The 12,919-nt window shown below is 38.0% G+C and carries 13 protein-coding genes; 6 read left to right on the top strand and 7 right to left on the bottom strand.

The features are described from left to right. Positions 1-39 precede the first annotated feature (39 nt). Positions 40-2,094, bottom strand: coding sequence for a hybrid sensor histidine kinase/response regulator (locus G6R09_RS01245; RefSeq protein ID WP_163920129.1), 2,055 nt, complete (start codon positions 2,092-2,094; stop codon positions 40-42). Positions 2,095-2,300: 206 nt separating this feature from the next. Between G6R09_RS01245 and G6R09_RS01240 the strand changes: the two genes are divergently transcribed. Further along, positions 2,301-2,894 (top strand): class I SAM-dependent methyltransferase, encoded by a 594-nt coding sequence (locus G6R09_RS01240; protein ID WP_205522966.1) that lies wholly within the window; start codon positions 2,301-2,303, stop codon positions 2,892-2,894. Between the two features lie 55 nt (positions 2,895-2,949). Here the strand turns inward: G6R09_RS01240 and G6R09_RS01235 are convergent, their stop codons facing one another. Both G6R09_RS01235 and G6R09_RS01230 read right to left on the bottom strand, forming a co-directional pair. Continuing rightward, the gene (locus G6R09_RS01235) at positions 2,950-4,356 is read right to left on the bottom strand and encodes an amidohydrolase (protein WP_065167246.1); all 1,407 of its coding nucleotides are present in this window, start codon (positions 4,354-4,356) and stop codon (positions 2,950-2,952) included. Between the two features lie 233 nt (positions 4,357-4,589). Continuing rightward, positions 4,590-4,928 (bottom strand): DsrE family protein, encoded by a 339-nt coding sequence (locus G6R09_RS01230; protein ID WP_163920126.1) that lies wholly within the window; start codon positions 4,926-4,928, stop codon positions 4,590-4,592. 254 nt (positions 4,929-5,182) lie between these two features. Between G6R09_RS01230 and modA the strand changes: the two genes are divergently transcribed. The 4 genes from modA (at position 5,183) to G6R09_RS01210 (ending at position 8,405) form a co-directional block, all read left to right on the top strand. After that, the gene (gene modA / locus G6R09_RS01225; protein WP_163920124.1) at positions 5,183-5,953 is read left to right on the top strand and encodes a molybdate ABC transporter substrate-binding protein; all 771 of its coding nucleotides are present in this window, start codon (positions 5,183-5,185) and stop codon (positions 5,951-5,953) included. A 193-nt stretch (positions 5,954-6,146) separates the two neighbouring features. Continuing rightward, entirely contained in the window at positions 6,147-6,836 is a 690-nt protein-coding gene (modB, locus tag G6R09_RS01220; RefSeq protein ID WP_065167294.1) for a molybdate ABC transporter permease subunit, read from the top strand. After that, entirely contained in the window at positions 6,836-7,936 is a 1,101-nt protein-coding gene (gene modC / locus G6R09_RS01215; RefSeq protein ID WP_163920122.1) for a molybdenum ABC transporter ATP-binding protein ModC, read from the top strand. Before modB ends, modC begins: the two co-directional genes overlap by 1 nt. Before the next feature lie 175 nt (positions 7,937-8,111). Further along, positions 8,112-8,405 carry a Bor family protein gene (locus G6R09_RS01210; protein WP_065167242.1) on the top strand — a complete coding sequence of 98 codons (294 nt, stop codon included), beginning with the start codon at positions 8,112-8,114 and terminating at the stop codon, positions 8,403-8,405. A 76-nt stretch (positions 8,406-8,481) separates the two neighbouring features. On the opposite strand, the gene G6R09_RS01205 is transcribed toward G6R09_RS01210, so the two are convergent. Further along, positions 8,482-9,498: a DUF2955 domain-containing protein gene (locus tag G6R09_RS01205; protein WP_065167241.1), complete on the bottom strand. Its 1,017-nt coding sequence runs from the start codon at positions 9,496-9,498 to the stop codon at positions 8,482-8,484. Between the two features lie 51 nt (positions 9,499-9,549). Continuing rightward, entirely contained in the window at positions 9,550-10,617 is a 1,068-nt protein-coding gene (locus tag G6R09_RS01200) for an HlyD family secretion protein (protein ID WP_163920120.1), read from the bottom strand. Positions 10,618-10,731: 114 nt separating this feature from the next. Here G6R09_RS01200 and G6R09_RS01195 point away from each other — a divergent pair, with 114 nt between their 5' ends. Continuing rightward, positions 10,732-11,598: a LysR family transcriptional regulator gene (locus tag G6R09_RS01195; RefSeq protein WP_061000045.1), complete on the top strand. Its 867-nt coding sequence runs from the start codon at positions 10,732-10,734 to the stop codon at positions 11,596-11,598. A 35-nt stretch (positions 11,599-11,633) separates the two neighbouring features. On the opposite strand, the gene G6R09_RS01190 is transcribed toward G6R09_RS01195, so the two are convergent. Then, a complete protein-coding gene (locus G6R09_RS01190; RefSeq protein ID WP_065167238.1) occupies positions 11,634-11,900 on the bottom strand; it encodes a hypothetical protein in 267 nt (88 codons plus the stop codon). A gap of 167 nt (positions 11,901-12,067) precedes the next feature. Then, on the bottom strand, positions 12,068-12,799 hold the full coding sequence (locus G6R09_RS01185) for a DUF4336 domain-containing protein (RefSeq protein ID WP_163920118.1): 732 nt from the start codon (positions 12,797-12,799) through the stop codon (positions 12,068-12,070). Positions 12,800-12,919: the final 120 nt, after the last annotated feature.

Genomic DNA, 12,919 nt, shown 5'->3' with positions numbered 1-12,919 from the left:
TAAAGTAGGTATAATCACTTATACCTACTTTAGCTAATGCTATGCATGAAGCCATTTATGGACAGTACGCAGCAATATTGCTTTTGATGATGGTTTTAGGAGTAAATCAGTCATACCCACATTGATGAAAGATTCTTTTTGGTCTTCATCCAACGAGCCTGAATAACAAATAATAGGTATATGCTGGTGTGCATGGTATTTGTTATTGGTTCTAATTTCTTTGGTTGCCTCAATACCCGACATAACGGGCATTTGTGAATCGATTAGAATCAGATCAACTGCTGATTCTTGTAAATAATTGAGAGCTGTCAGCCCATTATCAGCCTCAACCACGTCATAACCTGCATTCTTTAGTAAAATGCCAGAGTATAAACGTAGTGAAACATTATCATCAACAATCATGATCCTATTTTTAGCAACACTCGCAGGCGATGGCAGACTATTATTGGGTTTTCTTTTGCTGAATAATTGGCTTATAATTTTTTTCTGTAACACTTCAATATGGTTATATTCAAATAAATATGCTTTGTATGTGTCAGATAAAATTATCTTATTAACATAATCTGTATGTGAAACAAAAATAATATTAATTGTTGTGGTGTCAATTTTATTTTGTAATTGTTTCAGTAAATGACTATCAACTGAGTTAATGTCAATTATTATACAGTCATAATTATCGCTATTAATATCAACAACATTATTTGATGAGTTCTTTTTACAATAAAGCGTGAAATTATAAAAAAAGGCAAGATGATTAAGATCAGATAATATTTTACTTTGATTACCTATATAACATACCGATTTCATTGCCATTAGGTTATATTTAATTTTATCTATAATAGGGGATGAAACGCTAGGTAATCGAATGATAAATGTCGTTGATACATTCTCTGTTGAATAACATTCAATTTTTCCCGCAAAAGCATCAATCACTTTTTTACAGAAAGAAAGTCCCAAGCCAGTATTATTCTTTTTTCCTGATGTATAATATTCTTCAAATATGTTTTTAATTAAAGCTAAAGGGATACCTTTGCCATAATCTTTGACACTAATAATGGTTTCATTCTTTTTACTATACACAGAGATAAATATTTTAAAATTAGTTTTTTCTTTATAATAAAAAGAATTCTTCAATAAATTAAAGAAAACATAGCGAAGAAGAATTTCATTGCCAAATAAAATGTTGTCTTTGTTTATTTGAAAAAAGACTAAATCACGATCGCTTTTTGTTTGATAACCATATACAGCAAGCGTATCGTTAATAGCATCGCCAATAGAAAGATGGTGAAAAGAATGTGGTGATATTTTTTGACTATCAATAGAGCTTAGTAATAGATTAATTGTGCTCTGGCCATTATTTATAATTGAAATGTTATCTTTAATTATATTGCGTAATTTGGTTATTTCCGCGTTAGATATTAGACGATTATGCTGAGGATCATCTGTCAAACTCTCAGGTAAGAGTTCTAACAATACTTCTTGGGATGCATATAACGCACCGAGAGGGTTACGCATTTCATGAGCTATACCACTACTAAATGATCGCGAAAACAGTTGCTTACTTTCAATTTCTATTCGATTTCGGTAATTAAAACAGATACCAGTAAAGTAAGAAAAGCTAAATACAATAATGTAAGAATAATGAAAACCGTGGCTAATATCCCCCATCGTCAGATAGCTAATGAGAGCTGCGATACATGCGGCTATTGCGGTAGAGATAAGAATAAGTAGCCAATCATAGATAATTATAATTGATAAAAAAATGGCAGCCATAAACGACATGATCCATTCAATTGACCATTCATTACGTATCATCATATAACAAAAGAAAAAAGGGAGCCCAAAGCAGATAGTAAAAACAAAATGCTTCTCTTTATAGCGCAAAAACAGCTTAGGCATATAATCTTTAATAGCAAAGGGTACAAATAGCAACATACAAACTAAGCGTAATGGCAAGTTTTCATAGGACTGAGGAAAAAGATACGTCCAAATAAAATAATATGCAGGAAAACCGATACTACCAAACAGCCCAATAATAAACAGGTTAGGTTCAATATAACGATAAGAATCGGATATTCTTTTGTTGGTATTCATTAGTTTTTATATGCTAATTGGTGGCTATTGTTAATTTTATCTTTATCGCTGTTTATTAGCAAGTTTTTACATATGGTTTCAGGCTGATTGAATACAATAATTAGACACTCAGCCTCTGTTTATTACTTTTAACATGTTATGGTGATCATTTGTGAGTGTGAGTAGTATTTATGTCTTTTTTTAGCGCTTTGTTTTATGACAGAGTAATGCAATACACTGAAGAAGCTTGTTTGATTGAATGGCGTAGAGTGTTACTTGAGAATGTAGACGGCAATGTGTTGGAAATTGGCGCAGGTACAGGAGCGAGTTTAGGTGTGTATCCGTCTAAACCTTCGTTAACTCTCTATTTAGCTGAGCCAGATCAGCATATGCGAATGCAGTTACAACAAAAACTACAATCACAACCTGAGATTAAAGCGACAGTATTATCATGTTCAACGGAATCTATTGAAGCTGTAGATGATTTTTTTGATTATGTGTTTGTGTCGTTAGTGTGTTGTTCCGTGAAAGATGTTGCTGCATCTTTGCAAGAGATTAAGCGAGTATTAAAGCCAACAGGGCGGTTTATTTTCTTAGAACATGTCGCCGCGGAACCTGGATCTCAGTGCTACCGTTGGCAGCAACGGCTGAATTTTATTTGGCGTAAAGTGGCGGATAATTGTCACTTAAATCGAACCACTGAACAATCGATCATTGATGCTGGATTTGTAATTGAAGAAATACAATATGAAAAAATGCGAAAAATGATAGCGGTTGTGCAGCCAACGATTAGAGGGATTGCGCGCATAGCATGTGATTGATTTAAATAGAAAAGAGTGCTGATATACACTCTTTTCTATCACTATTAGCATTAAATTATTGAACGATTTCGCCGCTTTCAACCACAGCTTTACGTACCACATCTGCAAATTTTAATGCTTCATCTCGCACCGTTTTCTCATTAACCGTCAGAATATTACGGTCTTCCATTAGCAGCTTACCGTCAACCACTGAGTGTTTAACATTGGTCGCGTAAGCAGAATATACTAATGCTGAGTAAGGATTATAAACTGGGATCATATTCGGTGCTTTAGTATCAATAACAATGATATCAGCTAGCTTACCTACTTCTAAAGAACCAATTTTATCTTCCATATGTAAAGCACGTGCAGCGCCAATTGTTGCCATTTCAATCACATTGATAGGAGGCATTGCTGCGCGATCTTTATTAACCAGTTTATGTACTTTCGCTACTTGGTTAAATTCATCAATGGTGCTTAATGTATTGCCAGACATAGGACCATCAGTACCTAGACCAATTCGCAAGCCGTCATTAAACATCTTTAATGCAGGCGCTACACCTTTAGCTGATTTGATATTTGCACTCATGTTATGAGCCACACCCACATCATGCTTTTTCAAAATAGCGATATCTTCGTCATTAGCATCAATAACGTGAGCAGCTAAGAAGTTAGCATTTAATGCACCAATGGATTCCATATATTGAATTGGCGATAGGCCACCTGAACGCTTGGCAATGACTTCACGCTCACGATCAGATTCGGCAAGGTGCATCATTACAGGCACATCGTGTTTAAGTGATAGTTTAGCTATGGTTTGCAGTGTTTCGGTTGAGTTCGTGTATGGGCCATGCGGTGCAAATGCTGGAGTAATACGTGGATGGTCTTTATATTGCTCAATAAAATTAAGGGTGTATTTAATACCATCTTCCGGTGTTTTTGCACTGGCAACTGGGAATTGGATAATGGTTTCGCCTAAGATCGCACGCATGCCGATTTGATCTACAGTTTTAGCAACTTCATCTTCAAAATAATACATATCAGCGTAAGTAGTGACGCCGCCTTTTAGCATCTCTACGTTGCCAAGTTGCGCGCCAATACGAACCATATCACGTGAAACCAGCTTTTTTTCTAATGGGAAAATGTAGCGGTGTAAACGATCGGGCACATCATCAGCCATTGAACGGAAAACTGTCATCGAAGCGTGAGTATGTGAGTTGATAAGGCCTGGCATAACAATATCGCCATCAGCATCAATTGTTTTAGCAGCTTTATATTCACTTATATTGGTACCATCAGTAACAGCATAGATCTTATTGCCTTTGACAGCGACTAAACCATTATCAAAGACAGTTTTGTCTTGATCCATGGTGAGTACAGTCGCATTTTTTATCAACAAATCGACATTTTCAATGGCATAAACAGATGTGCTAATAAGTGAAGTAGCAGCTAAAGAAACAGCAAGTAACGTTTTTTTAAACATGATGTATTACCGTGACGATGGATTTTTGCCGATAATACAGCGCAATAGATGAATGAAAATAACTATTTCACGGATTACTTTTATTTGTGATCGAGATCTTGTTGATGAGGTGAGTTTAACAAATAAAAGGTATAAAGATGCTCAATTTAAAAAAAAGTAATCGATTGCTTTTCAAATAATCAATCTTACAGAATTTAAAATCGAACACCTTGGTATGTCTTTTTAGATTGTGGTTAAGGTTTAAGATAACCAAATCCTTGATGTTGTCGAAGGGCAATCTCATAGGCACCGGAGGGTACTATTTCAATGCCGTTAAGAAGCTGTTTAGGGCTAATAGCTAACGCTGTCAGTGAATGGTGACATACAGTGATCATGACATTTTGGTGCAGGAAGTCGTTAATAATCTCGGTTTGCTTATTTTGTGCCAGCATCGTGGACGTTACCTGAGCGGGAGTCTCTCCGTTTAATGCCAATTCAATGGTTGTAGCGTTATCCATTGTAATGATGTTTTTGACATTATTTAACGCAATCTCCCAGCGCTCAACTTGGTTAACATGGATCAGAATTTTCATATACTGCTTACTATATTATGTAATAAATACCGTTAATTATTTATTAGATAATATGCCTATTTTTGAGTATAGAAATCGTTAATTATGAAAAACTTATTTTGTTCAATTTATCTGTTTATTTGTTGTAATAGAGCATAAATACAGCAGTGATATTCATCAAAGCCTAAAATGTAGAAGGTGATATTGGTATCAAGTTGTCCTTGGTAAATTTCGATATATACATTACTATATATCGAAATTATATGGAGTCTGTTATGTCATTAAAATCTGCTGTTATCACCGCTGCGGTATTATCCCTTTTTACACAACCTGCTTTAGCTGCTGAGAAAGTGACGGTATTTGCTGCGTCATCGCTTACCAATGCACTTAATGAAATTGCCGCAAAATATCAACAGAAAACGGGTGTTGAAACCACATTATCATTTGCTTCATCATCAGCATTAGCGCGTCAAGTTAGCCAAGGTGCACCTGCAAATATTTATTTATCAGCCAATGAAAAGTGGATGGATTATGCACAGCAGCAAGGGGTAATTGCAGCCAACACTCGTAAAGATATTGTTAAAAACAGCTTAGTGATGGTCGCACCATTAGCGTACCCACAAAATAACATCAAAGTGAGTGCGAGTTGGAATTTAGCCAAAGCATTAGACGGCACACGCCTAGCGGTCGGGGATCCTAATTATGTTCCTGCCGGTATTTATGCAAAACAAGCGTTAGCATCGTTAGGATTATGGAAACAAGCACAGCCATTATTAGCCAGCGCAAATAATGTCCGTTCTGCATTAGTGTTAGTGGAGCGTGGTGAGGCGCAATTAGGAATTGTGTACAAAACAGATGCTGAGATTTCTAAAAAAGTAAAAACAGTTTATCAATTCCCCGCCGATTCACATAAGCCGATTGTCTACCCAATGGCATTAGTGAAAGGCAATGTTACTCCTGCAGCAAAAGGGTTTTATCAGTATCTACAGCAACCTCAAGCAGCAGCGATCTTTAAATCTTATGGTTTTGATCAGGTGACAAAGTAATAGTTAACGACAATGCTCATTTGTGAATGAATAACAAGGTGCTGAGTGAAAACTGAGTGTCTTTTATGTTTTACCGTGATTATGCTTAAAAAGACGGCGAATAAAGCACAGAAATCAAATCATTGCTGACTGAAAGTCAATGATTACCTATGCTATTGCTATAACGAATCAAAACGCCACAGGATTGTTGTTAGTGCTCACTGAATATGAATTACAAGCGTTACTACTAAGTTTGAAAATTGCCAGTGTGGCAGTGTTCTTCAGTTTACCGTTAGGTATTGGTTGTGCGTGGGTGCTAGCTCGACGTCAATTTTGGGGTAAATCCTTATTTGACGGATTGATCCATTTACCCTTGGTGTTACCACCGGTGGTGATTGGTTACTTGTTACTGATCACTATGGGCCGTCAAGGTACGATTGGTAAATGGCTCTATGAATGGTTTGGTTTTAGCTTTAGCTTTAGTTGGCGTGGTGCAGCATTGGCAGTGGCTGTAGTCTCGTTTCCATTGATGGTACGTTCAATTCGATTAGCATTGGAAGGGGTAGATAAGAAGCTAGAACAAGCAGCACGTACTTTAGGCGCATCGCCTATGCGAGTGTTTATGACCATCACTTTACCGTTAATGATTCCGGGGATCCTGACAGGCACTATTTTAGCCTTTGCACGTGCATTAGGTGAGTTTGGCGCGACGATAACTTTTGTGTCTAATATTCCAGGTCAAACACAAACCATTCCTTTAGCAATGTACTCCTTTATTGAAACCCCAGGCGCAGAAAGTGAAGCGGCTCGACTGTGTGTGGTTGCTATTATTATCGCGTTATTATCATTATTTGCCTCTGAATGGCTGACTCGTATTGCCCGAAAACGATTAGGGGCAGCGTAATGAACACCAACATCCACCAAAAACGACTTAAAATGTGTTTTACTCAGCAACTCGGTGATCTTGCATTAGCGATTGATCTTGATGTGCCGATGCAAGGGATCACCGCTATTTTTGGTCGTTCAGGGGCAGGTAAAACCTCGTTAGTTAATATTTTGAGTGGGCTTAGTCATCCTGATAATGGCTATATACAGCTTGGTGAACGGGTATTGTTTAATAGCCAACAAGGGATCGCATTAAGCGCGGATAAACGCAATATCGGCTATGTATTTCAAGATGCTCGTTTATTTCCACATTATACTGTTAAAGGCAATTTGAATTACGGCGTTAAGCACCCAGACCAACAGCACTTTGATGATGTGGTTAAACTGTTGGGGATATCAGCACTATTACAGCGTTATCCGGCGTCACTCTCTGGCGGTGAAAAACAGCGGGTGGCAATAGGGCGAGCATTACTGACTAAGCCAGATATGTTGCTAATGGATGAACCACTAGCTTCACTTGATATGCCGCGTAAACAAGAGCTAATGCCTTATTTAGAAAAACTAGCGAAAGAAGTCAATACGCCAATTATTTATGTTACCCATAGTTTAGATGAGATCTTACGGTTAGCAGATTCAATGGTGATGCTTAATCAGGGCAAGGTGTTAATTTCGGGCCATGTTAATTCGGTGTGGAGTTCGCCTGAAATGCGCCCTTGGTTACCAGCAAAAGAGCAGAGTTCGTTGCTGAGCGCGCGAGTGAATATTAATCATCCACGCTATGCGCTTACTCAAGTGATGCTTAGTCATGATGCTTCACTGTGGGTAACACAATTGCCTCATCAACGAGGAGAATGGGTGCGTGTTCGCATATTTTCTAACGACGTTTCAATTGCGCGCCATTACCCTCAAGCCAGCAGTATTCGTAATATTCTTGCAGCCCGAGTTGATAAAATTCATTATGCAGAGGATGAAAGAGTTGAAGTAAAGTTGCGTATTGGTGAGACCCATTTATGGGCCAATATTACTGCATGGGCAGCAGATGAATTAGCGCTAAAAGTCGGTGATCAGGTTTTTGCTCAGATTAAAGGTGTCAGCGTGACTAAAGATGATTTGGCGTAATAATTTATAGATAACATAGTGATTTATATAACCATTGCAGTGGTTTGTGTGAAATTTATTCGGTTGGGGTGATAAGTAAACGGTTGATGTTTTTATGCTTTAAAAGAATACGAAAGGTGCTATTTATGTGCTTAAATGAGTATCACTTTTATTTACCCTTTTTAGAGCTAACTCAATGAAAAAAATTATTTTTGCTGCACTAATGGCGACGACGGTAATGACTGGTTGTGCACAGCAAACGTTTATGATGTCTTCTACACCAGAAGCTAAGACTGCTGAATTAAATAAATCTCAACCATTTTTTGTTTCAGGTATTGGCCAACATAAAACCGTCGATGCTGCAAAATTATGTGGCGGCGCAGATAAAGTTGCTAAGGTTGAAGTACAACAAACTTTTGTTAATGGCTTGTTAGGTGTGGTGACTTTTGGTATTTATACTCCACGTCAAGCACGCGTTTTCTGTAATTAATCGTAATTAATGATTTTATAGTGTATTCAGCCTCCTCGTTGGAGGCTTTTTTATATTCAGCAATAATGGATAGCTATTATCCGTGATCAAAAGATTCATTGGGCGATTTGATCACACGAACCAGAAAATGATGAATAATCCAAATCGACATTGAAGTTAAAACAACAGCAACGAAAATAGAGCTAAACCGATAAAATATAGCATATACAGCATCTTTTTTATCAGGAATTAATGAACTAGTAAGCGGTACAGTTAATGCTGACATTGCCGAAAAAGCAATACTCGATTTAATTGTTCCAAGTGATAACCAAGAGCAGAATATCCCCGCAGCAATAGCATAAGCCATAATAAAGAGGATGCCGTTATCGGACCATGAATAGAGTCCAACTTGAATAATTAACCCAGCTAAACACCCCAGAAAAGTACCAATAATACGTATTTTAGCAGCAGCCAATGAGCCAATTAAGGTCATCGGTGCTAGTACAATAATAATAGAGGCTTGAGCTGATAATGAGTCATTAAGATCGCCGACTTGAAATACCACAAATGCCAACATGGCAATGATCCATCCTAGTGCGGTTTGTCTTATCATACCAATATGATCATAACGTTGTGCATCGTGAGTTGTATCGACTGCCTGTTCAACCATGGGCTCTGGAAACAGAAAATAGGCCAGAGCACAAATAGGTACAGTAACCAGCGCACAGCACCACAAGGTAATTGAAAAGTCTTCCAAATCAAAACTGCTATAACTGGCAAAATTGAGGGCAATTGAGCCGATAAGTAAGCCGACAAAGCCAAATAAATAACTGCTTTTATGGCTCATCGCAATACACTTTTCGAGGAAGAATATTCCTACCACAACCGTTAACAGTAAGGGCGATGATTGAAAAAAGCCATTAATAAGACTGACTTCAATCGTGACCCAAATAACACCCACAATCAGTTGCTGAAAACTACCCCAATGCCAGTGATCGGTATTGGTCATAATAATAATAGGTAATAAAGCCGCGAAAAACCCGTATGACCAGCCAAATACCATCGTAATAGCGAGACCAACGACGCAGCCAAACCAAAGGCGCATTGTTTTCATAAGTTATGACTCCGTCAGTTCATCATCAAGTGGATTAACAGCACTTGTGAATTAGTAAATAAAATGCAGAGCACTGGCGATATGGATTTCAATCTTGGCTAACAATTGCCATATAGGATCATGTTGTGGGTAGACAACCACTGTTGCACGAGAGCCAACAAACAGCTGTGGCGGCAATGGTTGTTGGTTGGTGAAATTAACCCGTACTCGCTGTGCATCACGGACCCAACGGTTACTGGTATCGATATGCGTAAGGTGACCATTAGCCATTTGTTGAGCCGCAGCGACACCATAGTCACGATTTTTAACGGTCAAGGGAAATACTTGACCGGGTAAAGCGTCATAAGCGACATAAGCATTTGAATGTTCATGGAAGTTAGCAATAGATTTTTCTCTAAAATCAGCTGTTACCCACATTGAATCAGTAGGAATGAAGGTCAGCATCGGTTGGTTAGCATTTGCCATAGTACCAATATCAACTTGAAGATTGGTGATCACACCATTACTTGGAGCAATGACATCAGTATGGGCTAAATTCAGTTTAGCCTGCGCTAAGGCATTTTCAGCCGTTAATACGATAGTACTTTGACCTAATTTAGGCCCAAGTTGGGTGTTGATCACCACCGCTTGTTGTTTTGCGGCTGCTAAATTAGCCTGTGCGGTTTCATTTTTTGCATAAGCATTGTCACGCATTGATGCTGAAACGAGTTGTTTTTTTGCTAACTTATTTATACGGATAAAGTCACGATGAGCGTTATTATAATTAGCTTGGCTGGTGGCAATATTTGCTTTAGCGACATTAGCTTGCGCATATAACCCTTGTTCTTGTTGGTGAGCTTGCTCTAACGCAACTTGCGCTTCATCAACGGCTAAACGATACTTTTGATTATCAATACGAAATAATAATTCGCCTTTGGATACGGGTTGGTTATTTTTAATATCAACTTGGGTAATTGTTCCTGATACTTGAGGCGCTATTTGTACAACATAACCTTGAACACGACTTTCACTGGTTAATGGAACATATCTATCAGCAATAACAATATAGGCCATTAGTAGAATAAAAAGCACAATAAGGCAACGCATCCAACGTTGAAAAGTGGTATGAGAATTAGGCATGGAATATTCCGAAGGTCATGATCAAGCGAGTAGTATAAAAATATTGAGCTTGATTAAATACTGCAACAAATGTGACACTTACGTACTAAAAATAGGACAATAGTGGATACTTTGATGAAAGCATCAATGGATGATCTGTATTTATTTATGCTAACAGTAAGGCATGGTGGTATTAGTGCTGCTGCGACAGTGCATGGATTACAACGTTCAAAAGTCAGTCGTCGGTTGCAAGAATTAGAAAAAGCGCTGCATTGTCAACTGCTTATCCGCACTACACGACATATTGAATTAACCGAAAATGGCCGCTTACTGTATCAACATATAAGCCAACCATTAACGGATGTTAATCACGCAATCAATTTACTTGAGAGCCAGCAAAATAGTTTACAAGGTACATTACGATTAGCGGCGACAGCCTCTTTTATTTCATCTCCGATGTTTGCTGAAGTATTAAATACTTATGTTAGCCAATTCCCGTTAGTGAGGCTGGAATTGGTTTATTTGCAAAAAAGTGTTGATTTAGAAAGAGAAAATATTGATTTGCAGTTATTGCCAAATATGGTTGAAATTATTAACCATGATTATGTACAGCAAACATTCTTAACCTCGACCAATGGATTATTTGCATCACCTGCTTATTTACAACAACACTCAGAGCCTAAAAATATGGCAGAGTTGCAGCAGCATTGGTTATTAACCAGCAGCTATAATGCGACCTTATTGCCTGAAGGGTCCAAAATACGACTGGTGTCTGAAGACATTAATATGATTCAACATATGGCAAGTTTAGGGCAAGGTATAGGATTGTTACCGACTATTTTAATGCGGGAGTTTTTACAGCAAGGGAAATTAGTTCAAGTGTTAACTGATATTAATTACTCCGATATTATGATGACCTTAGTTTACCCATCGCGGCGTTTTTTACCTGAAAAAACGCGCGCAATGGTAACGTTATTACGTCAGAAATTTGCAGAAGAATAATATTAATCCGTTTCGTTGAATATATTGGTGCTGCGTTATTTTATTTCTCGCGCAAATTTTAGTTTTTCTACCGTGGCAACCCAAGTTGGGCGATTAATATAATGGCCGATGATCAGTGCAGGAATAATAAAAGCAATATGTGATACGGCAAGCTGAGCATTTGATGTCGCTAATACTGTATCGCCACTCGCATAATTGAATAATGCAATAGCACCGAATATCATGCCAAGTACACTGAGAATAAAAAAGCCGACCACGCTAAGACCGAGAATATCACGAGAATAAAGTTTCAATAAGTTCATTAATTAACTCCTAAACTCTAGCGATTGAGGATAATGAATATCGCTATGGGTGTTGTTATCATTACTTTAATTACTATGCACGTTTAGCGTAATGACGATATTGATCTTGCACATGAATTGATATCTATTGCAGCCTATCTATTTAAATAACCAATAGATAGGCTTATTTATGCTTTTTTGGTGGTGGTAAGCTTTATTTTATGTGGCATTAACCAACTGAATGCGGCAGAAAAATGTGCTTTGGCATTATGATCAATGATTTTTCCATGTGACAGAATAATACGCTCAAAAGGCCAAGTGAGAATTTCTTGAATTGATTGCCGCAGTTGAGTGTGGTTTTGAAAAGTAATACGCCAATACCACGGCATTGCTGGTTTAAAGTAACAACCATTGATAGTCGCAATAAGGAACGTGAGTGGGTGACGGCTTTCTACCATCCACGCTAAAGCATCACCTAAAATCAGCGTTTTAGAGTGTGGATCACAAAAAGCAATTTCCTCCATGGTATCACTGCCGCGAATGACAGTTTGCAGTAATTGACCTTGCCAGTGATGGGGAGTGGTATTGCCAAGGGCATCATCAAAGGTGAGATCACTGCGTTTATGAATGAGTCCTGGCGGTGCATAAAAGTAGGCTTGAGGATAAGCGAGCCACCAATCAGATAGATAAATGTGATGACTTTTATTGGGTGTGACTACGTAACCAACATCACCTAATTGGCTAATCTGTTGTTGTAGTGTCGGGGTAATCTCAATGGGAGAGTGAATAAACAGTTTATCGTTATTCAATCGAATTATTGTCATGCGATGGCCAATCGGCGCGCCCGCAACTCGGTATGGCATCGTGCAATACCAAATTCGATCTTTGCTCCATTCAACGAGAGTGCAATCCTTGCTCATAAGCGTCATGACAGTTAATTAATAGGTAATGATCATCATATGATTAATTTAGTAGCGGTCAACATTTTTATTACATTAATACTCAATATAAGTAACTTGGCAATAGAAAGGCCACCGTTA

The sequence above is a fragment of the Photobacterium sp. Alg240-V54 genome (genome assembly GCF_900537155.1).
Taxonomy (GTDB): Bacteria; Pseudomonadota; Gammaproteobacteria; order Enterobacterales; family Vibrionaceae; genus Photobacterium.
The sequence above is the reverse complement of the archived record's forward strand: the minus strand, read 5'-3'. Positions and strand labels throughout refer to the sequence as shown.

Excerpts from the sequence above, each read along its gene's own strand:
- G6R09_RS01245 (WP_163920129.1), bottom strand. The coding sequence starts at position 2,094 with ATGAATACCAACAAAAGAATATCCGATTCTTATCGTTATATTGAACCT.
- G6R09_RS01240 (WP_205522966.1), top strand. The coding sequence starts at position 2,301 with ATGCAATACACTGAAGAAGCTTGTTTGATTGAATGGCGTAGAGTGTTA.
- G6R09_RS01235 (WP_065167246.1), bottom strand. The coding sequence starts at position 4,356 with ATGTTTAAAAAAACGTTACTTGCTGTTTCTTTAGCTGCTACTTCACTT.
- G6R09_RS01230 (WP_163920126.1), bottom strand. The coding sequence starts at position 4,928 with ATGAAAATTCTGATCCATGTTAACCAAGTTGAGCGCTGGGAGATTGCG.
- modA (WP_163920124.1), top strand. The coding sequence starts at position 5,183 with ATGTCATTAAAATCTGCTGTTATCACCGCTGCGGTATTATCCCTTTTT.
- modC (WP_163920122.1), top strand. The coding sequence starts at position 6,836 with ATGAACACCAACATCCACCAAAAACGACTTAAAATGTGTTTTACTCAG.
- G6R09_RS01210 (WP_065167242.1), top strand. The coding sequence starts at position 8,112 with ATGAAAAAAATTATTTTTGCTGCACTAATGGCGACGACGGTAATGACT.
- G6R09_RS01205 (WP_065167241.1), bottom strand. The coding sequence starts at position 9,498 with ATGAAAACAATGCGCCTTTGGTTTGGCTGCGTCGTTGGTCTCGCTATT.
- G6R09_RS01200 (WP_163920120.1), bottom strand. The coding sequence starts at position 10,617 with ATGCCTAATTCTCATACCACTTTTCAACGTTGGATGCGTTGCCTTATT.
- G6R09_RS01195 (WP_061000045.1), top strand. The coding sequence starts at position 10,732 with ATGAAAGCATCAATGGATGATCTGTATTTATTTATGCTAACAGTAAGG.
- G6R09_RS01190 (WP_065167238.1), bottom strand. The coding sequence starts at position 11,900 with ATGAACTTATTGAAACTTTATTCTCGTGATATTCTCGGTCTTAGCGTG.
- G6R09_RS01185 (WP_163920118.1), bottom strand. The coding sequence starts at position 12,799 with ATGAGCAAGGATTGCACTCTCGTTGAATGGAGCAAAGATCGAATTTGG.